We start from the raw sequence: 19,248 nt of genomic DNA, 5'->3' as shown, positions 1-19,248 counted from the left end.
TCACTCCGCCGCCTGCTGTGCCACTGTCGAACCGCTATCGTTACCGGCCTGCGCTCCGCCAACGGCCGCCCGCGCCACACGCTTTTCACGCCGCCCCGCCAGATAATGCTGCACGGTGCCGACGATGCCCTTGGGAAAGAACAACGTCACCGCGATGAATAGCCCGCCCAGCGCAAACAGCCAGAATTCGGGAAATGCACCGGTGAAATAGCTCTTGCCGCCATTCACCAGCAGCGCGCCGATGATCGGCCCGATCAGCGTGCCGCGCCCGCCCACCGCCGTCCACACCACCACTTCGATGGAGTTGGCGGGGGAAAATTCGCCGGGATTGATGATGCCCACCTGCGGCACGAACAGTGCGCCGGCAATGCCCGCCATCATGGCCGAGACAACGAAGGTGAACAGCTTGATGTTTTCCACCCGGAAACCGAGGAAACGCACCCGACTTTCGGCATCGCGCACGCCCACCAGCACCTTGCCGAATTTGGAATTGACGATGCCGGATGCGATGAGCAGCGACAGCGCCAGCATCACGGCCGTCATCGCAAACAGCACGGCGCGTGTGCCATCCGCCTGCACGGAAAAGCCGAGGATGTCCTTGAAATCGGTAAGGCCATTATTGCCACCGAAACCCATATCGTTGCGGAAGAAGGCAAGCAGCAGGGCATAGGTCATGGCCTGGGTGATGATGGAGAGATAAACACCGTTGACGCGGGAGCGGAAGGCGAACCAGCCGAACACGAAGGCGAGCAGACCCGGCACGACAAGCACCATCAGCGCCGCAAACCAGAACATGTCGAAGCCGTGCCAGAACCACGGCAGTTCCTTCCAGTTGAGGAACACCATGAAGTCCGGCAACACCGGATGGCCATAAACCCCGCGCGTGCCGATCTGCCGCATCAGATACATGCCCATCGCATAACCGCCGAGTGCGAAGAAGGCGGCGTGGCCGAGCGAAAGAATGCCGCAATAACCCCAGACGAGATCGAGCGCCAGCGCCAGCAGCGCATAGGCCAGATATTTGCCGAGCATCGACATGATGTAGGTCGGGATGCGGAACGCGCTGTCGGCCGGCAACAGCAGGTTGGAGGCCGGCACCAGCACGGCAATGGCCAGAATGATGCCGATGGCGATGGAAATGCGGCGATCGAGCGCGCGCAGGAGGAAGCCGGTAATCATGCTTCGATCGCCCTTCCCTTGAGTGCGAAGAGACCACGCGGCCGCTTCTGGATGAACAGGATGATGAGGACGAGCACGAGGATCTTGCCGAGCACGGCGCCGACCGTCGGCTCGAGGAACTTGTTGAGCACGCCGAGCGACAGCGCCCCGACCAAAGTTCCCCAGAGATTGCCGACACCGCCGAACACCACGACCATGAAACTGTCGATGATGTAGCTCTGGCCGAGATTGGGCGAGACATTGTCGATCTGCGACAGCGCCACCCCGGCAAGACCGGCAACGCCGGAACCAAGCGCAAAGGTGAATGCGTCCACCCAGGGGGTGCGGATGCCCATGGAAGAGGCCATGCGGCGGTTCTGGGTGACGGCGCGCATCTGCAGGCCGAAGGCGGAACGTTTCAAGAGAACGAGCAGCGCGAAGAACACCGAGAGCGAGAAGCAGACGATCCACACCCGGTTCCAGGTGAAATTGAGATAACCGACGCTGAAGGAGCCGGACATCCAGCTGGGGCTGCCGACCTCACGATTGGTCGGGCCGAAGATGGAGCGCACACCCTGTTGCAGGATGAGCGAGATGCCCCAGGTGGCGAGCAGCGTTTCCAAGGGCCGCCCATACAGGAAACGGATGACACCACGCTCCATGACAAGCCCGACGCAGGCCGTGACCAGAAAGGCGGCGGGCAAAGCGATGGCAAGCGACCAGTCGAACAGGCCGGGAAAATGGCTGCGGATCACTTCCTGCACCATGAAGGTGGAATAGGCGCCGATCATCACCATCTCGCCATGCGCCATGTTGATGATGCCCATCACGCCAAAGGTGATGGCAAGGCCGATGGCAGCGAGCAGCAGCACGGAACCGAGCGACAGGCCGTACCAGACATTCTGCGCATAGTCCCAGAAGGCGAGTGCGCTTTCGATGCTGGCAATGGCATTATCGATATCCGGTTTCAGGCTCTGATCCACGGAAGCGGACGCCGCCATGAGGATGCCGATAGCATCGCGCCCGCCAAGGTTCTTGATGGTGGCGATCGCTTGCCTCTTCTGGTCCAGCGGACGGTCGGAGGAGAGCAGCGAAACTGCCCGTGCCTCCTCCATCCGGGTCCGCACCTCGGCATCACTCTCCCTGGCGATGGCCGCTTCCAGCAATTCGAGATTTTCGGCGCTCGGGGCTTTCAGAACCGCATCGGCGGCGGAAAACCGCACGGATTTTTCGGGGCTGAGCAGGGTCAGTCCGCCGAGTGCGGCGCGGATGACGCGGCGCAGATTATTGTTGACCTTGATCTTGGTAACCGCCGCCTTCGGCGCTTCGCCAGCACTTTCGCCGTTCAGCGGATCGATAAGGGTAAAATTGGAACCTGCCGGCTTCGTCATGAACACCAGATTGTCGGCCTTGCGCACATAAAGATCGCCCGACGCGAAAGCCTCGAGCGCCGGCACGACGCGCGCATCACCCGTGGCGGCGATCTGGCCGATCAGCACTTCGGCCTGCTTGAAATCAGCCGTGCCGAGCTGGTCGATCAGCGCCTTCGGATCGCTTTGCGCGACGGAGTGGGCTGCGATCCCCATGGTGAGCCAGAGGAAGATGGCTCCGAGAAAAGATCGGATCGTCATGTCGGGGTCCTTGGGCGTTTTACGGCGAGGCGTTTGTAGGTAATGCCACTTGAGTATGCCGCCACCCCCCTCTGCCCTGCCGGACATCTCCCCCACAAGGAGGGAGATCGGCAAGGCGCGCCTGCGTCGCTCTATCTCAACCAATGAGAAGGGCGAAACCTTGCCTCGAGTCGATCTCCCCACCTGTGGGGGAGATGCCCGGCAGGGCAGAGGGGGGCATGCTGGTTCAGTTTCCAATGATAAAACCGCCCCCCCAGCAAGGGGAGCGGCACCCACCTCGCTAATCAGCTACCCTTACCGCCGCACTTGCCGCTGGCCACGTTGAAGTTGCCGCAAGACATCGGCTTCCTCCAGTCCGAGATCAGATCCTTCGAATCCGGCAGGTAATCCGACCACTCATCGCCCACCACCTGCGGCGTCTGCTGCACGATCTCGAACTGCCCGTCGGCCTGGATTTCACCGATCAGCACCGGCTTGGTGATGTGGTGGTTCGGCATCACGGTAGAATAACCGCCCGAAAGGTTCGGCACCGAAACGCCGATGATCGAGTCGAGCACCTTGTCCGTATCGGTGGTGCCGGCGGATTCCACGGCCTTTACCCAGGCGTTGAAGCCGATATAGGCGGCTTCCATCGGGTCGTTGGTCACGCGCTTGTCGTTCTTGGTGAACGCATGCCAGGTCTTGATGAATTCGGCATTGACGGGCGCATCGACGGACTGGAAATAGTTCCAGGCGGCAAGGTGGCCGACCAGCGGTGCGGTATCGAGACCGGCGAGTTCCTCTTCACCCACCGAGAAGGCGACGACCGGAATATCCTCGGCCTTGATGCCCTGGTTCGCCAGTTCCTTGTAGAAAGGCACGTTGGCGTCGCCGTTGATGGTGGAGACCACGGCGGTCTTCTTGCCGGCCGAGCCGAATTTCTTGATGTCCGAGACGATCGTCTGCCAGTCGGAATGGCCGAACGGCGTGTAGTTGATCATGATGTCCTCTTCCTTGACGCCCTTCGACATCAGGTAGGCCTTCAGGATCTTGTTAGTGGTCTGCGGATAGACATAGTCCGTGCCGGCCAGAACCCAGCGCTCGACGCCTTCGGTATTGGCGAGGTAGTCTACGGCCGGAATGGCCTGCTGGTTGGGGGCGGCACCCGTGTAGAAGATGTTGCGCGAGGATTCTTCACCCTCGTACTGAACCGGGTAGAACAGGATCGAATTCAGCTCCTCGAAGACCGGCAGCACGGATTTGCGCGAGGACGAGGTCCAGCAGCCGAACACGGCCGCTACCTTGTCCTGCGAAATCAGCTGGCGGGCCTTTTCGGCGAAAAGAGGCCAGTCGGAGGCCGGGTCAACCACCACGGCTTCGAGTTTCTTGCCGAGAACGCCGCCCTTCTTGTTCTGCTCATCGATGAGCATCAGCATGGCGTCCTTCAGCGTCGTTTCTGAAATCGCCATGGTGCCGGACAGCGAATGCAGCACGCCGACCTTGATGGTGTCGTCTGCGGCAAAAGCGCCATGGAAGGCGGTCGTGGACAGGATCGCGCCAAGCAGCGCGGCACTAAGCGTCTTGCGGAACATCATCGGAAGAACCCCTCTCCTTGTTGGCCTCTCGTGGAGGCTCAGCGGCATCTGCGGCCGCTGCTGGGAGGGACTATCGATCTCGCGGACGCGAAACCGTATACGTCAATTGACGTAGGCGGGGTGGCGAAAGGTGCAGGGGATGTGTGGGGTGATACGCGAGAGCATATGTGGAGCAAGGCGTCTCCACTTGTTTCTTCTCCCCGCCGGGGAGAAGTCCGCGGCAGCGGGATGAGGGGGCGACGCCAGAGATATACGGAGGGGTTGCCCCCTCATCCGACCCTTCGGGCCACCTTCTCCCCCACGGGGAGAAGGTGGCCCCGGCTCAGATCAGGAATGCGGTTTGCCGTCCCGCTCTTCGTCGCGGATCGCGTCATCATGATACCAGGAGCCGAAATCCACATGCGGCTCGCGCGCCTCACGCTCAAGCTCGCTCAGCCCGCTGTTGCGGAACTTGGAAACGCCCGCGCGCCCGCCGACCGGGAATTGATAGATCGTTGCCGTTTCGCGATGAAAGCCAGTTGCCATGTCAACCATCTCACTCTGTTTGCATCGAAACACTTCATGCCTGAAGCAAACCCATAAAGACCGGATTCGCTCCGTTTGATTAAAAAAAAATCACGTTGCGAAAAATATAGGCATTAATCGTCTCATCTACAAGAAAAACCATTCCGAAAGCGCCGGTTTTTGGGGCAAATGCCAATCCCTCGCGCGCAATTGAAATCATTGCGTCGCAACAGGCCGTTTCCACGGAAGACGCCGGCTATCTATCAGGATTCAATGATGAAACCTGAGGGGTGAATTTGCCCGCCGCAGTGCAGCAAAAATCGGTTCGCGTCATATCATGGCCTTTGCCCGCCAGGGCCCCTGAAAGATTTTTCGAAAAAATCGCCACATATGCTCAATCTGGCACGCGGCATGCATCTAGGGGGTCAGCCCTTGAACGCGAATGCGCTTCCGGTGGCGAAAGCCACGGAAGCCTCAAGGCTTCGCATTGTTACCTATGAGAGGTTCGTAATGACTAAGTTCAAACTCGAGTACATCTGGCTGGACGGATACAAGCCGGTCCCCAACCTGCGCGGCAAGACCCAGGTCAAGGAATTCGACGAATTCCCGACACTCGAGCAGCTGCCGCTTTGGGGCTTTGATGGCTCGTCCACGCAGCAGGCCGAAGGCCACAGCTCGGATTGCGTGCTGAAGCCCGTCGCGATCTACCCGGATCCGGCCCGCACCAACGGTGCACTCGTCATGTGCGAAGTCATGATGCCGGATGGCGTCACCCCGCATTCGTCCAACAGCCGCGCCACCATCCTCGACGACGAAGATGCATGGTTTGGTTTCGAGCAGGAATATTTCTTCTACCAGGACGGCCGCCCACTCGGCTTCCCGGAACAGGGTTACCCGGCTCCGCAGGGCCCGTATTACACCGGCGTCGGCTACAAGAATGTCGGTTCGGTTGCCCGCGAAATCGTTGAAGAACATCTCGATCTCTGCCTCGAAGCCGGCATCAACCACGAAGGCATCAACGCCGAAGTGGCCAAGGGCCAGTGGGAATTCCAGATTTTCGGCAAGGGCTCCAAGCGCGCCGCCGACCAGATCTGGGTTGCCCGTTACCTGCTGCTGCGTCTTTGCGAACAGTACGGCATCGACGTTGAATTCCATTGCAAGCCGCTCGGCGACACCGACTGGAACGGTTCGGGCATGCACTGCAACTTCTCCACCAAGTTCATGCGCGAAGTTGGCGGCAAGGATTATTTCGAAGCCCTCATGGCCGCTTTCGCCAAGAACTGGAAAGAGCACATCGACGTTTACGGTCCGGACAACCATCTGCGCCTGACCGGTAAGCACGAAACCGCTCCGTGGAACAAGTTCTCCTATGGCGTGGCAGACCGTGGCGCCTCGATCCGCGTTCCGCATTCCTTCGTCAACAACGGCTACCGCGGTTACCTTGAAGACCGTCGTCCGAACTCGCAGGGCTGCCCCTACCAGATCGCTTCCGTCGTTCTGAAGACGATCGCAGAAGTGCCGCTCGCAAAGTCGGCCGCTGCCTGATTATTAAAGACATGGCGTCGCCCGAAACCGGGCGACGCCATTTTTGTGTCCACCGAACGGCCTGAGGCAGGGGCGACCTTTCGCCAGCCGCCGCACGCGGCATAATCTTCCGACGCGCCAACGGAGTGCGCGGCTTTCAACAACGGCATCGCATATTCGGGAAACAGCTGCGCGGTTTCCACTCCGATGCCCTGAAGCAAGAAGGTGAGCGATGGGCATTCTCGACAAATTCTCTCTGAAAAACCGCACGGCCATCATCACCGGCAGCGGCCGTGGTCTCGGTTTCGAAATCGCCGGCGCCTTTGCCGAGGCGGGCGCCCATGTGTGGCTGACCGGCCGCAATGCCGAGACGCTGGAACAGGCGGTCGACACACTGCGCAAGGCCGGCGGCAAGGCCGACTACGCCGCCTTCGATATAGCCGATACAGCGGCCGGCAGCGCGCTCGTCCGCCGTATCGTGGACGAGACCGGCCATCTCGATATTCTCGTCAACAATGTCGGCGCGCGTGACCGCCGCCCGCTTGCCGAATTCAGTGACGATGACGTGCTGGAACTCATCCGCACCGACCTCACCTCCTCCGTCTCCCTGTCGCGTGATGCCGCGGAGGCTATGAATACCAATGGTTACGGCCGCATCATCACCATCACCTCCATTCTCGGCCATATCGTTCGGCCGGGCGATGCCATCTATCCCGTCGCCAAACAGGGGCTGACCGGCCTGATGCGCGCAATCGCCGTGGAATATGGCGCACGCGGCATCACCAGCAACGCGATCGCGCCGGGCATGTTCGCCACCGAAACCAATGCCACCCTTTCCGAAAATCCTGACATGGTGGCCTTTGCAAAGATGCGCGTGCCACTGGAGCGCTGGGGCCGGCCAGATGAGATCGCCGGTGCCGCCCTGTTTCTCGCCAGCGACGCGGCCTCCTTCGTCAACGGCCATGTGCTGACGGTGGATGGCGGCATGTCGGTGCGGCTGTGAGAAGCCCGTTGCGGAAAGGCGCTCGATAGCCATGGCCGCACGGCAACGCATCATCCCCGTCAGGCGCGAATATAACCGCTGGGTCGCCAACCAGACGCTGGAAGATTATGCGCTGCGCTTCACCGCCAAGAGCGCCCGGCAATTTTCCTCCAACCGCATTTCCCACACCGCCATCGGTGCGATTTCCTTTCTGGCGCTGGAAGCCATCGGCGGCGCCATCACGCTTTCCTACGGCACCACCAACGCCTTTTACGCTATCCTCGTCGCCGCCGTGGCCATGCTGGCCGTTGGCCTGCCGATCAGCCGCTACGCCATCCGCCACGGCGTCGATATCGATCTGCTGACCCGCGGCGCGAGCTTCGGTTATATCGGCTCCACCATTACTTCGCTCATCTATGCCGCCTTCACCTTCATGCTCTTCGCCATCGAGGCGTCAATCATGTCCGGCGCGCTGGAGCTGGCGCTCGGCATACCGCTATGGATCGGCTATATCATCTCCGCCGTCATGGTCATTCCGCTCGTCACCCATGGCGTGCGGCTCATCAGCCGTTTCCAGATCATCACCCAGCCCTTCTGGATCGTGCTGAACATTCTGCCCTTCATCTTCATCGCCCTGATGGACTGGGAAAAATACGATCTGTGGCGCGCCTTTGCCGGCATTCACCACGCCTCCGGCCCACCCGGCACGGCAGCGGATTTCAATCTGGTGGAATTCGGCGCGGCCTCGGCCGTCATTCTGGCGCTGATGTCGCAGATCGGCGAACAGGTGGATTTCCTGCGCTTCCTGCCGGCCGAAGGCCAGAGCCGGCTGCGCCACCGCATCGCCGTTTTCCTGGCGGGCTCGGGCTGGGTCGTCGTCGGCGTGCCGAAGCTTCTCGCCGGCTCCTTCCTCGTGGTGCTCACCTTCAGCTCCGGTGTCTCGGTGGACCGCGCTGCCGATCCGGCGCAGATGTATCTCACCGCCTTCGGTTACATGATCCCCAACGAAACCGCCGCCATGCTGCTGATGGTCGCCTTCGTGGTCGTGTCGCAGCTGAAGATCAATGTCATGAATGCCTATGCGGGCTCGCTCGCCTGGTCGAATTTCTTTTCCCGCCTCACCCACAGCCACCCCGGCCGCGTCGTCTGGCTGGTCTTTAATGTGGCGATCGCGCTGCTTCTGATGGAACTCGGCATCTACCGGCTGCTGGAAGAAACGCTCGGCATCTTCTCCATCATTGCCATGGCGTGGCTCTGCACCATTTCCGCCGATCTCTTCATCAACAAGCCGCTCGGCCTTGCGCCCCCCGGCATCGAATTCAAGCGCGCCCACCTCTACGATATCAACCCTGTCGGCGTTGGCTCGATGGCGCTTTCGGCCACCATTGCCCTGATGGCGCATTTCGGCACCTTCGGTCCGCTGGCCGCCTCACTCGCACCCTATCTGACGCTGATCGTCGCCTTCATCGCCTCGCCGCTGATTGCCTGGGGCACGAAGGGCAAGTTCTACCTCGCCCGCAAACCGCGCCAGAAATGGCGCGAAGAAAGCAGCATCACCTGCTCGATCTGCGAACACCCCTTCGAGCCGGAAGATATGGCCTGGTGCCCGGCCTATGCCGCACCGATCTGTTCGCTCTGCTGCTCACTGGACAGCCGCTGCCACGACATGTGCAAGCCGAAGGCAAAGCTCAACTACCAAGTGGCAACCGTCGCAAAAACCTTCCTGCCAAGGCAGCTGATGGCCAAGCTCGCCACCCGGCTCGGGCGTTACGGCATGGCGGCGGCGATTGCCGTCACCGCCATCGGCGGCATATTGGCGCTAATCGCCCATCAGGTCGGCACCGCCTCGCCGGAAACGGCCGATGTGGTGAACCGCACCATCCTCATCGTGTTTTTCGTCTTCGCCGTCATTGCCGGCATCGTCTGCTGGTTCCTCGTGCTTGCCCATGACAGCCGGGTGGTGGCGGAAGAGGAATCCTCCCGCCAGAACACGCTGCTCCTGAAGGAAATCGCCGCCCACAAGAAGACCGACGCCGCCCTTCAGGACGCCAAGGAAACCGCTGAGGCCGCCAACCGTGCCAAGAGCCGTTATGTGGTCGGGCTCAGCCATGAACTGCGCACGCCACTCAATGCCGTTCTGGGTTATGCCCAGATCCTCGAGCGCGACGACACCATTCCGCCACCCCGGCAATCGGCCATCAAGGTCATCCGCCGCTCGGCCGATCATCTGTCCGGCCTGATCGACGGGCTCCTCGATATTTCCAAGATCGAGGCCGGCCGCCTGCAGGTCTATTCCAACGAGATCAACATTCAGGATTTCCTCGACCAGATCGTCGATATGTTCCGCCCGCAGGCGCAGGCCAAGGGGCTGGAGTTCCGTCATGACCGGTCGCGGGCCCTGCCGCAATATGTCCGCACCGATGAAAAGCGGCTGCGGCAGATCCTCGTCAACCTGCTTTCCAACGCCATCAAATTCACCGACGCGGGCGCGGTCACCTTCGATGTCGGTTACCGCAGCCAGGTGGCAAGTTTCACCGTGTCCGATACCGGCCGTGGCATCGCACAAAAAGACCTCGCCCGCATCTACGAGCCCTTCCAGCGCGGCGAGGCAGACAGCGTGCGGCCCATGCCGGGCCTCGGCCTCGGCCTCACCATCACCCGGCTTCTGACCAACACGCTCGGCGGCGAGATTGCCGTTAGCAGCGAAAAGGATGAGGGTTCCACCTTCCGCGTTCGCCTGATGCTCTCGGCCGTGCACCGGCCAAGCACCGCACCTGCGCCGGAAAAGACCATCCGCTCCTATTCCGGCCCGCGCCGCACCATCGTCGTGGTGGATGACAATGAGGATCACCGCGAGCTGATGCGGCAGGTTCTTTCGCCGCTCGATTTCGTGGTGCTGACCGCCCAGAGCGGGCCGGAATGCCTGACGCTGATCGAAGGCGTGAAACCCGATCTCTTCCTCATCGATATTTCCATGCCGGGCATGACCGGCTGGCAGCTTGTGACGAAGCTGCGCGAGGCCGGCCAGACCGCCCCGCTCATCATGCTTTCCGCCAATATCGGTGACGGCACCGTGGCGGGTGCGGGCGAGGACAACCACAACGACGCCATTGCCAAGCCGGTGGACATCCGCCACCTCTGCGACAGGCTCGCCGTGCATCTCGGCCTGAAATGGATTTACGAGACGGACGTGCCGCCGGCACCCACGCCGCAGCCGCCCGCTGAGATCATCCATCCGGGCGCGATCCATATTCAGGATTTGCAGCGGCTCGGCGAAATAGGCTACATACGCGGCATTGAGGCGAAACTCGCCGATCTTGCCCGCAACACGGATAACCTGCCCTTCACGCAAGAGCTCGGCACCTATGTGCAGGCCTTCGATCTGGCCGGTTATGCCCATTTTCTCAAGCGGTTCGCAGACGGTGACAGGGGAGACGGCAAGGCATGAGCGGTCAGGCGGCGGCAGCCCCGAGAGACATCGTATTGCTGGTGGATGACAGCCCGGAAGCGCTCGGGTTCCTCACCGATGCGCTGGAACAGTCAGGATTTTCCGCCCTCATCGCCACCTCGGGTCAGGCTGCCCTTAACATTGCCGAACGCATCACGCCCGATATCATCCTGCTCGACGCCGTCATGCCGGCCATGGACGGTTTCGAAACCTGCCGCCGCCTGAAGGCCAATGCGGCAGTGGCGCAGGTGCCCGTCATCTTCATGACCGGGCTGACGGAGACCGAACATGTGGTCAGGGCGCTGGAATCGGGTGGCGTCGATTATCTGACCAAGCCGATCAATATCGATGAACTGCGCGCCCGCATCCGCGTACATCTCTCCAATGCCCGTTCGGCCCAGAGCGCCCGCGTGGCGCTTGATGCCGCCGGCCGGCATCTGCTTGCCGTGCGCGCCAGCGGCGCAATCCACTGGTCAACACCGCAGGCAACGCGGCTGGTCAACGCCGCCACTGGCCGCGATGACGGCATGGAAATCGTCGTCAGCCATATTGGCCGCTGGCTCGGCGAAAGGGCGGCAGCGGAAACCGGTCGCGATGCCCCGCTGACGATCACCGAGGCCGGGCGGCCCGCTTTGCAGCTCGCTTTCCTCGGCGCCATGGGTCCGGATGAATTCCTCTTCCGCCTGACCGCCGCCAGCGAGAAATCCGGCGACCACCTGCTGCGCGAGCATTTTTCCCTCACCGCGCGGGAATCGGAAGTGCTGCTATGGATCGCCAAGGGCAAATCCAACCGTGATATCGGCGATATTCTCGGCCTGTCCGCCAGGACGGTGAACAAACATCTGGAACAGATTTATGTGAAGCTCGGGGTGGAAAACCGGGCATCGGCTGCGGTCAAGGCGGCGCATATTCTGCATCAGGGGTGACGACTGCACGGAGTGTGGTAAGGTTCATCCAACATATATTTTCCACTCGAATGCACAGCATCGGCTTTTAGGCCGAGCGGCAGCCCCCTGTTTCTTCTCCCCAAGGAGGAGAAGTCCACGGCAGCGGGATGAGGGGGCAAGGGTCGAGATGTTCGGAGAGGTTGCCCCCTCATCCGACCCTTCGGGCCACCTTCTCCCTTCTCCCCGGCGGGGAGAAGAAACAAGTGGCGACATCCCTCCCCAAAATCACGAGCCTGTAACCCTGATCCCAACACAGGAATAAACACCCATGGACCGTTTCATCATCCTTTCCGGCTGCTCCGGCGGCGGCAAATCCACTCTCCTTGCGGAACTTGGCCGGCGCGGTTTCACCACCGTGGAAGAACCGGGCCGCCGCATCGTCATCGAGGAAACCGGCAATGGCGGCACCGCCCTGCCCTGGGTCAACATCGAAGCCTTCGCCCGCCGCGCCATCGCCATGGCCCTCGAAGACCGGCAGAAAGCGCCGCCGGAAGGCCTCGTCTTCTTCGATCGCGGCCTGATCGACGCCGCCTCCGCGCTGCGCCATGTCAGCGGCGACAGCTTCATCGATGGGCTGCGCCGCGCGCACCGCTATAGCAGGCTGGTTTTCCTCACCCCGCCCTGGCCGGAAATCTACCGGGGCGATAACGAGCGCAAACATGGTTTCGATGCGGCCATTGAGGAATATGAGCGCCTGCTCCGGGATTATGACGAGCTTGGCTACGATATTGCCGTCCTCCCAAAATCAGCCGTCGAGGAACGTGCGGACTTCATCCTGGCTCGGATCGGCTGAACGACATCAACGGGCTCGGCTTCAGGGATTTTCGAGCAATTGCGCAACGGTGACAAACTCGAATCCGCGTTGACGCAGGCCGTCGATGATCAGGGGCAATGCCTGCCGGGATACCTCGCGGCTTCGATACATGACATGCATGATGATGATTGAGCCGTTTTTCGTTTGCTCGATGACGTGCTTTGCAAAGGCTGCCGTATCCTCAGCGACATCGGGAAACGATTCCGGCTCGACATCCCACATGATGGTCTTCCGGTCATGATGTGAAAGATACCAGGGCAAGGTGAGCAGCTTCTTGCCATAAGGCGGGCGAAACATGATTTCGCCCTCATAGCCCGCAGTCCGGATAGCCGCATCGGTGCGCTCGATCTCCTCCGTGATCCGCGCCGACCCCATGAACATCATATTGGAATGCGTATAGCTGTAGTTACCGACCTGGTGTCCATCGCCCACGATCATACGTGCTTGCGGCAGGTTTTCTTCGGTCTCCTTGCCCGTCAGGAAAAAAGTCGCTTTTACCCCGCGCTCCCTGAGGATCGCCAGAACACTCTGCGTGTAGCGCGCCGAAGGCCCGTCATCGAAGGTCAGCGCCACCACCGGCTTGGCTGTTTCAACCCGCGCGATGATGCTTCCGAATGATTGCACCGTCCGGGATTTGCTGAAGAAATGCAGGCCGAGGATTGCCGCCGCCAGCCCGGCAACAACAAGGAGCAGAAACAAGGCCCGCTTTATCGTCATTGCCACCCCTCATTGCAGTTTCCCGGAGAGGCTTTTGTTTCCCGCCTTGTTGTCTCCAGTGTGGCAAGCTGGGATCACAAAACAAAAAGCCCGGCATCGCTGCCGGGCTTCGGTCGTTTATTGCAGAAAAGCTTAGCTGCCCTGCTGGATGTAGGTGAACTTGCCGTCCGGACCCTTCTTCCATTCGTACATGACGTAACCAGGAAGCTTCGGGTCACCCTTCTCGTCGAAGGAGATATCGCCGAGCGCGGTCGGGAAGGTGCCTTTCTTCAGGGCTTCGGCAACCTTTTCCGGCTCTGCGGAACCGGCGGCCTTTGCAGCGCCTGCAATCGCCTGCATCGCGGCGTAGGAGTAGAGCGTGTAAGCTTCCGGGTTGAAGCCGGCGGCCTTGAACTTCTCTACGAGTTCCTTGTTTTCCGGGCGCAGCGTCGGATCGGGACCGAAGGTGTTGAGCGTGCCTTCGACGGCGTCGCCGGCGATGGAGGCGAGTTCGTTCGAGACGATGCCGTCACCCGAAACGAGCTTGGCCTTCAGGCCCTGGTCAGCTGCCTGACGGATGATCAGGCCGGCTTCGGTGTGCAGGCCACCCCAGTAGATGATGGAAACGCCGGCTTCCTTCATCTTAGAGATCAGCGCGGAGAAGTCCTTGTCGCCGACGTTTACGCCTTCATACATGGCTTCGGTCACGCCAGCCGCGTTGGCGGCCTTCTTGGTTTCGTCGGCAAGGCCCTGACCATAGGGGGTCTTGTCGTGAATGATGGCGATCTTGGCGTCCTTGAAGTGGTCGGCCAGATATTTGCCGGCAATGCCACCCTGCTGGTCGTCGCGGCCGCAGGTGCGGAAGGTGTTCCACAGGCCACGCTCGGTGAAGACCGGGTTGGTTGCAGCAGGCGTGATTTCAAGAATGCCGTTTTCGGCGTAAACTTCAGAGGCCGGAATGGAAACGCCGGAGTTGAAGTGGCCGACAACGAATTTCACGCCGTCAGCAACGAATTTGTTGGCAACCGAAATGCCCTGCTTGGGGTCGGATACGTCGTCGCCCAGCACGATCTTGATCTGCTCGCCATTGATGCCGCCGGCGGCGTTGATGTCTTTCGCAGCCTGTTCGGCACCCTTCTGGATCTGAGCGCCGAAAGCAGCGTTCGGGCCGGTCAGCGGTGCGCCTACAGCGATCACGACATCGGCCCAGGCCGAACCGCCAAACGCGACCATGGCGGTCAGCGCGACAGCGGAAAGAAGAGACTTCTTCATTACTTTACTCCCAGTTCCTTTGGATGGGTTGATTGCGAGGACCTGTTCGGTACCCACCTTAACCGAACAGGAAACGTTCCACTCTGCCGAGTATTAGTGACCCCGGAAAAGACCGGCTGTCAATTTTTCTTTTTATAGGAAAATGCCGACGTGCGATCGTAAAGCCAATAGTAGTTATTGACCATCTGGCTCGTCCGGCGCATGCGGAAACCGATGCTGGAAAAGACCAGAAGAAGAACGACGTCAAACACGTAATAGAAGCCGTTGATGAACGGCCCGTTGAAGAGCGCGTGATGCAGAAACCGCAAAACGAGCCCCAGTGCGAGCGTGTAGATTACCACCCGCGTATAACCACCCCAGCCATCGGCCACGGACCTGCCCGTGCGCCATGCCGTCCAGAAACCCAGAAGAACAACCATCGCGCGCAGAACATAACGCACGCCGTTATCGGTTTCGAAAAAAAGGCCCTGCATCTCTTTCCCCATCAGTGCCGGGCTTGAACACCCTGGCCCTGCCTTGTCTGTCGTCCCGCCGTTTTCCCGCCGGGCATTTTATTGTTTACGTCCCGCCGCCCGGCACCGGGGCCGCGGCAGGACGCCGTTCGCAATCTTGCGCCGCAAAACGTCCGGCGCAAGTAAAATCTTCAGTGCCTTCCGCCTTCCAGATAGGCGGCGCGCACCTGCGGATCGGCGAGCAGTTCCCTGCCCGAACCGCTCATCGTCACCTTGCCGTTGACCATCACATAAGCGCGGTCGGAAAGCTTCAAAGCGGCGAATGCGTTCTGCTCCACGAGGAAGACGGTCAGGCCTTCTTCCTGGTTCAGTTTCTTGATCGCCTCGAAGATGCCTTTGACGATCAGCGGCGCAAGACCAAGCGACGGCTCGTCGAGCAGCAGCAGTTTCGGCCGTGCCATCAGCGCGCGGCCGATAGAGAGCATCTGCTGCTCGCCGCCGGAAAGCGTGCCGCCGCGCTGGCTCTGGCGCTCCTTCAGGCGCGGGAACATCACGAAGATCTTCTCGACGTCTTCCTTGAAATGTTTGAGATTGTCGAGATTGGCGCCCATCTGCAGGTTTTCCAGCACCGTCATGCGCGGGAAAATCCGGCGACCTTCGGGCGACTGGGCAATGCGCTTGCGGGCGATCAGATGGGTCGGCAGGTGGGTAATGTCCTCGCCGTCGAAGATCACCTGGCCGGCACGCGCCTGCGGGCTGCCGCAGATGGTCATCATCAGCGTCGACTTGCCGGCGCCATTGGCACCGATCAGGCTGACGATCTCACCCTTGTTGACTTCGACATCGACACCGGCCAGAGCCCGGATATTACCATAATAGGTTTCGACACCCTGGACTTTCAGAAGCGGTTCACCGGGCATCAGGCCGCTCCTCCGTCGAGTTCTTCCGCAATCACGTCTTCCACTTCATCATCCTCGACACCCAGATAGGCGGCGATGACCTTCGGGTCGTTCTTCACATGGTCCGGCGAACCGTCGGAAATCTTCTGACCATATTCCAGAACCACCACATGGTCGGAAATCTGCATCACCACCGACATGTCATGCTCGATGAGAAGCAGCGACGTGCCCTCGTCACGGATGCCGCGCAGCAGCGTGTTGAGCGCCAGCGATTCCTTCGGATTGAGACCGGCAGCCGGTTCATCGAGGCACAGAAGCTCCGGCCCCGTGCACATGGCGCGGGCGATTTCCAGACGGCGCTGCGCGCCATAGGGCAGATCGCCGGCCGGATCGTCTGCGCGGTCGGTCAGATCGGCCTTTTCCAGCCAATATTTGGCCTTTTCGATCGAGGCATCCACCGCCCGCCGGTAAGCGGGCAGGCCGAGAAGGCCGAGGATCGTATAACCGGAGGCCTTCATCAGCACATTGTGCTGGGCCACCAGCAGGTTTTCCAGAACCGTGAGACCCGAAAACAGGCGAATGTTCTGGAAGGTACGCGCGACCTTGGCCTTCTTGGTGATTTCGAAATCCGGCAGGCGCTCGAGAAGATGCGCCTCGCCATTTTGCTGGCGCATGGTGATCATGCCCATGGTCGGCTTGTAAAAACCGGTGATGCAGTTGAAGACCGTGGTCTTTCCCGCACCGTTGGGGCCGATGAGCGCCGTGATCTCGCCGCGCTTCGCCTCGAAGGAGAAGTCGTTGATGGCCATCAGGCCGCCGAAGCGCATCGAAAGATGTTCGACCTTGAGGATCGTGTCATTTGTCATTGTTGTCGTTCCGGAAGCCATCAACCGTGACCTTCCTTGGTAAAGCTGCCGGAGACGGCCTTGCGCTCCTTGAGGAAGGCCGTGGGTTCACGCGAGCCGACGAAGCCGCGCGGCTTGAACAGCATGACGATGACCATACCGAGACCGAAGAGCAGCATACGGTAGAGTTCCGGCGTGAAATCGGGCCCGAAGACATGCTTCAGGAATTCCATTTCACGCAGCGCTTCGGTGCCACCGACCATGACCAGCGCCGCAATGGCGATACCCGTGAGCGAACCCATGCCACCGAGAACGACGATGGCGAGAATGACGGCGGATTCCACAAACGTAAAGCTTTCCGGCGATACGAAACCCTGGCGGGCGGCAAAGAAGGAGCCGGCAAAACCACCGAGCATCGCCCCCGTCGCAAAGGCACTGAGCTTGGTGATGACGGTGTCGATGCCGAGCGAACGGCAGGCGATCTCGTCCTCGCGCAATGCTTCCCAAGCCCTACCGATCGGCATGCGGCGCAGCCTGATCGTAACATAGGCCGTTAGCAAACACAGAAAGAGGATCACGTAGAACAGGAAGATTTTATAATAAGCCGAAGACGGCGGAAGACTGAAGACCTTGATGAAGTAATTGGGTGCTTTGGCATCGAAGGACCAGATACCGAAGACAGACGCCTTGGCGATGCTTGAAATGCCGAAAGTGCCCTTGGTCACTTCCGTCCAGTTCACAATGACAAGACGGATGATCTCACCGAAGGCAAGCGTGACGATCGCCAGATAGTCGCCACGAAGACGAAGGACCGGGAAACCGAGGATGATGCCCCAGAAGCCGGCGAGAATGCCGGCGACCGGCAGAAGCACCCAGAAGGACAGGCCGAAATGGCTTGATAGCAGCGCATAGGAATAGGCGCCCACCGCATAAAAGGCCACGTAACCAAGATCGAGCAGGCCGGCCAGGCCAACGACGATATTGAGACCCCAGGCCAGCATCACATAGATCAGGATCTGGACGCCAAAGTTATCGACCATTTTCAGCGAACCCTGGACACCGAAAAGCTGCACGGCGATGACCGGATAAAGCAGCAGAAGAACCAGTGCCAGCTTCAGAAAGTGCTTGTGAAAAAAGCCTTTCTCTTCGGAAATCTCCAGCACGCCGCTCTTGGCCTTGGCAAGCTTGCGACGATCGAGCGACGGCTTGATGAAACCGACCACGAGGAAGCGCCCGACGGCGGCAATGCCGACGAAAACCGCCAGCAGACCCCAGCGGGTACCCCAGATCAACTGGTTGTTGATATCCTGATAGGTGACGATGCCGACATAAAGAACGAACATGCCGAACGAGATGAGGCCTGCAATCAGGCCCTCCTTCACGGCCGTCGCCATCAGGCTCGGGCCGGAAGAAGTGTTTTCGGAAACGATATTGGCCATGATGTCACACCTTCTCGACTTCCGGACGACCGAGAATACCGGTCGGCTTGAAAATCAGCACGAATGCCAGGATGCCGAACGCTGCAACATCCTTATAGGCAATGGAGAAATAGGCGGACCAGAGGGACTCGATGAGGCCGATCAGCAAGCCACCCAGCACGGCGCCCGGCAGCGAGCCGATGCCGCCCAGAACGGCTGCGGTGAAGGCCTTGACCCCCGGGATGAAGCCGTCATTGAACGTGGTGACGCCGTAATACATCAGATACATCGTACCTGCGACGGAGGCGAGCGCAGCACCCATGATGAAGGTGATGGAGATCGTCTTGTCGACATCCACGCCAAGAAGCGCCGCCATCTTGCGGTCCTGTTCGGTGGCGCGCTGGGCACGTCCAAGCGGAGTCTTGTTGACGATATACCAGAAGGCAAAGAGCAGCACTGAGGTGACGACCATGATGATCAGCTGCTTCAGCGAAACGGTGACGGTGCCGAAATGGTAGCTTTCCGTCACCATGGACGGGATCGGCTTGTTGCGCGGACCCTGGGTGACCTGGATGAAGTTGGACAGCACGATCGACATGCCGATGGCAGTGATCAGCGGTGCGAGACGGAAGGAACCTCTGAGCGGGCGGTAGGCGACACGCTCGATCACCCAGTTCCATAACCCGGTCATCAACATGGCGACGACCATCATCAAAAGCAGAAGAAGCGCCACCGGAATGCCGGCAACAAAGGATGTCACGATCAGGAAAACGATCAGCGCGGCGAAGCCGCCAAGCATGAAAATATCGCCATGGGCGAAGTTGATCATGCCGATGATGCCGTAAACCATCGTATAGCCGATAGCGATGAGGCCGTAGATCGATCCAAGAGTCAGCCCGTTGATGAGCTGCTGGATAAAATACTCCATGTCTTTCCCCCGGGCACGACCTCGAATGGGTCACACCTCGTTATGTTAATTATAGGGGAAACCTTCAGGCAGACCCCCACCCTCAAAATGCATATCGTGTTCGTTAAAAATGTGAAGTCAAAAACGGGCGATCCTGCACAAAATTTGGAATTTCCA

16 protein-coding genes are annotated in these 19,248 nt (G+C 60.2%); 5 read left to right on the top strand and 11 right to left on the bottom strand.

Annotated features, from left to right (window positions below; all coding sequences use genetic code 11):
• The 4 genes from urtC to O3S81_RS00775 all read right to left on the bottom strand — a co-directional run bounded on the left by urtC (window position 1) and on the right by O3S81_RS00775 (window position 4,897).
• A complete protein-coding gene (gene urtC, locus O3S81_RS00790) occupies window positions 1–1,179 on the bottom strand; it encodes an urea ABC transporter permease subunit UrtC (protein ID WP_269340304.1) in 1,179 nt (392 codons plus the stop codon).
• Window positions 1,176–2,789 carry an urea ABC transporter permease subunit UrtB gene (urtB, locus tag O3S81_RS00785; protein ID WP_269340302.1) on the bottom strand — a complete coding sequence of 538 codons (1,614 nt, stop codon included), beginning with the start codon at window positions 2,787–2,789 and terminating at the stop codon, window positions 1,176–1,178. The genes urtC and urtB overlap by 4 nt, the downstream gene beginning before the upstream one ends.
• 284 nt (window positions 2,790–3,073) lie before the next feature.
• The gene (urtA, locus tag O3S81_RS00780; protein WP_269340300.1) at window positions 3,074–4,363 is read right to left on the bottom strand and encodes an urea ABC transporter substrate-binding protein; all 1,290 of its coding nucleotides are present in this window, start codon (window positions 4,361–4,363) and stop codon (window positions 3,074–3,076) included.
• Window positions 4,364–4,690: 327 nt separating this feature from the next.
• Window positions 4,691–4,897, bottom strand: a complete 207-nt coding sequence (locus O3S81_RS00775; protein WP_269340299.1) for a DUF2735 domain-containing protein — start codon at window positions 4,895–4,897, stop codon at window positions 4,691–4,693.
• Window positions 4,898–5,377: 480 nt separating this feature from the next.
• Here O3S81_RS00775 and O3S81_RS00770 point away from each other — a divergent pair, with 480 nt between their 5' ends.
• The 5 genes from O3S81_RS00770 to O3S81_RS00750 all read left to right on the top strand — a co-directional run bounded on the left by O3S81_RS00770 (window position 5,378) and on the right by O3S81_RS00750 (window position 12,561).
• Window positions 5,378–6,412 carry a glutamine synthetase beta-grasp domain-containing protein gene (locus tag O3S81_RS00770; RefSeq protein WP_269340298.1) on the top strand — a complete coding sequence of 345 codons (1,035 nt, stop codon included), beginning with the start codon at window positions 5,378–5,380 and terminating at the stop codon, window positions 6,410–6,412.
• 211 nt (window positions 6,413–6,623) lie between these two features.
• Window positions 6,624–7,394, top strand: coding sequence for an SDR family oxidoreductase (locus O3S81_RS00765; RefSeq protein WP_269340296.1), 771 nt, complete (start codon window positions 6,624–6,626; stop codon window positions 7,392–7,394).
• 31 nt (window positions 7,395–7,425) lie between these two features.
• Complete coding sequence (locus O3S81_RS00760; RefSeq protein WP_269340295.1) at window positions 7,426–10,821, top strand: hybrid sensor histidine kinase/response regulator; 3,396 nt, start codon at window positions 7,426–7,428, stop codon at window positions 10,819–10,821.
• Window positions 10,818–11,747 (top strand): response regulator, encoded by a 930-nt coding sequence (locus tag O3S81_RS00755; protein ID WP_269340294.1) that lies wholly within the window; start codon window positions 10,818–10,820, stop codon window positions 11,745–11,747. Before O3S81_RS00760 ends, O3S81_RS00755 begins: the two co-directional genes overlap by 4 nt.
• A gap of 289 nt (window positions 11,748–12,036) precedes the next feature.
• Window positions 12,037–12,561 (top strand): AAA family ATPase, encoded by a 525-nt coding sequence (locus O3S81_RS00750; protein ID WP_269340292.1) that lies wholly within the window; start codon window positions 12,037–12,039, stop codon window positions 12,559–12,561.
• Window positions 12,562–12,582: 21 nt separating this feature from the next.
• Here the strand turns inward: O3S81_RS00750 and O3S81_RS00745 are convergent, their stop codons facing one another.
• The 7 genes from O3S81_RS00745 to O3S81_RS00715 form a co-directional block, all read right to left on the bottom strand.
• Complete coding sequence (locus O3S81_RS00745) at window positions 12,583–13,299, bottom strand: polysaccharide deacetylase family protein (protein ID WP_269340290.1); 717 nt, start codon at window positions 13,297–13,299, stop codon at window positions 12,583–12,585.
• Between the two features lie 132 nt (window positions 13,300–13,431).
• Window positions 13,432–14,550, bottom strand: coding sequence for a branched-chain amino acid ABC transporter substrate-binding protein (locus O3S81_RS00740; protein ID WP_269340289.1), 1,119 nt, complete (start codon window positions 14,548–14,550; stop codon window positions 13,432–13,434).
• Window positions 14,551–14,669: 119 nt separating this feature from the next.
• A complete protein-coding gene (locus tag O3S81_RS00735; protein ID WP_269340288.1) occupies window positions 14,670–15,023 on the bottom strand; it encodes a DUF6867 family protein in 354 nt (117 codons plus the stop codon).
• 170 nt (window positions 15,024–15,193) lie between these two features.
• On the bottom strand, window positions 15,194–15,922 hold the full coding sequence (locus O3S81_RS00730) for an ABC transporter ATP-binding protein (protein WP_269340286.1): 729 nt from the start codon (window positions 15,920–15,922) through the stop codon (window positions 15,194–15,196).
• The gene (locus O3S81_RS00725; protein WP_269340285.1) at window positions 15,922–16,788 is read right to left on the bottom strand and encodes an ABC transporter ATP-binding protein; all 867 of its coding nucleotides are present in this window, start codon (window positions 16,786–16,788) and stop codon (window positions 15,922–15,924) included. The genes O3S81_RS00730 and O3S81_RS00725 overlap by 1 nt, the downstream gene beginning before the upstream one ends.
• Window positions 16,788–18,140 carry a high-affinity branched-chain amino acid ABC transporter permease LivM gene (gene livM / locus O3S81_RS00720; protein WP_442864872.1) on the bottom strand — a complete coding sequence of 451 codons (1,353 nt, stop codon included), beginning with the start codon at window positions 18,138–18,140 and terminating at the stop codon, window positions 16,788–16,790. The genes O3S81_RS00725 and livM overlap by 1 nt, the downstream gene beginning before the upstream one ends.
• Before the next feature lie 49 nt (window positions 18,141–18,189).
• Window positions 18,190–19,092 (bottom strand): branched-chain amino acid ABC transporter permease, encoded by a 903-nt coding sequence (locus O3S81_RS00715; protein WP_269340282.1) that lies wholly within the window; start codon window positions 19,090–19,092, stop codon window positions 18,190–18,192.
• Between the last annotated feature and the right edge of the window lie 156 nt (window positions 19,093–19,248).

Source organism: Agrobacterium sp. SOY23, from assembly GCF_027212525.1.
In the GTDB taxonomy this organism is placed as follows: domain Bacteria; phylum Pseudomonadota; class Alphaproteobacteria; order Rhizobiales; family Rhizobiaceae; genus Agrobacterium; species Agrobacterium tumefaciens_I.
The sequence above is the reverse complement of the archived record's forward strand: the minus strand, read 5'-3'. Positions and strand labels throughout refer to the sequence as shown.

Coding starts and splice junctions, on each gene's coding strand:
- urtC (WP_269340304.1), bottom strand. CDS start 1,179: ATGATTACCGGCTTCCTCCTGCGCGCGCTCGATCGCCGCATTTCCATC.
- O3S81_RS00755 (WP_269340294.1), top strand. CDS start 10,818: ATGAGCGGTCAGGCGGCGGCAGCCCCGAGAGACATCGTATTGCTGGTG.
- O3S81_RS00740 (WP_269340289.1), bottom strand. CDS start 14,550: ATGAAGAAGTCTCTTCTTTCCGCTGTCGCGCTGACCGCCATGGTCGCG.
- O3S81_RS00765 (WP_269340296.1), top strand. CDS start 6,624: ATGGGCATTCTCGACAAATTCTCTCTGAAAAACCGCACGGCCATCATC.
- O3S81_RS00770 (WP_269340298.1), top strand. CDS start 5,378: ATGACTAAGTTCAAACTCGAGTACATCTGGCTGGACGGATACAAGCCG.
- O3S81_RS00730 (WP_269340286.1), bottom strand. CDS start 15,922: ATGCCCGGTGAACCGCTTCTGAAAGTCCAGGGTGTCGAAACCTATTAT.
- O3S81_RS00750 (WP_269340292.1), top strand. CDS start 12,037: ATGGACCGTTTCATCATCCTTTCCGGCTGCTCCGGCGGCGGCAAATCC.
- livM (WP_442864872.1), bottom strand. CDS start 18,140: ATGGCGACGGCCGTGAAGGAGGGCCTGATTGCAGGCCTCATCTCGTTC.
- O3S81_RS00775 (WP_269340299.1), bottom strand. CDS start 4,897: ATGGTTGACATGGCAACTGGCTTTCATCGCGAAACGGCAACGATCTAT.
- O3S81_RS00725 (WP_269340285.1), bottom strand. CDS start 16,788: ATGGCTTCCGGAACGACAACAATGACAAATGACACGATCCTCAAGGTC.
- O3S81_RS00760 (WP_269340295.1), top strand. CDS start 7,426: ATGGCCGCACGGCAACGCATCATCCCCGTCAGGCGCGAATATAACCGC.
- O3S81_RS00735 (WP_269340288.1), bottom strand. CDS start 15,023: ATGCAGGGCCTTTTTTTCGAAACCGATAACGGCGTGCGTTATGTTCTG.
- urtA (WP_269340300.1), bottom strand. CDS start 4,363: ATGATGTTCCGCAAGACGCTTAGTGCCGCGCTGCTTGGCGCGATCCTG.
- O3S81_RS00715 (WP_269340282.1), bottom strand. CDS start 19,092: ATGGAGTATTTTATCCAGCAGCTCATCAACGGGCTGACTCTTGGATCG.
- O3S81_RS00745 (WP_269340290.1), bottom strand. CDS start 13,299: ATGACGATAAAGCGGGCCTTGTTTCTGCTCCTTGTTGTTGCCGGGCTG.
- urtB (WP_269340302.1), bottom strand. CDS start 2,789: ATGACGATCCGATCTTTTCTCGGAGCCATCTTCCTCTGGCTCACCATG.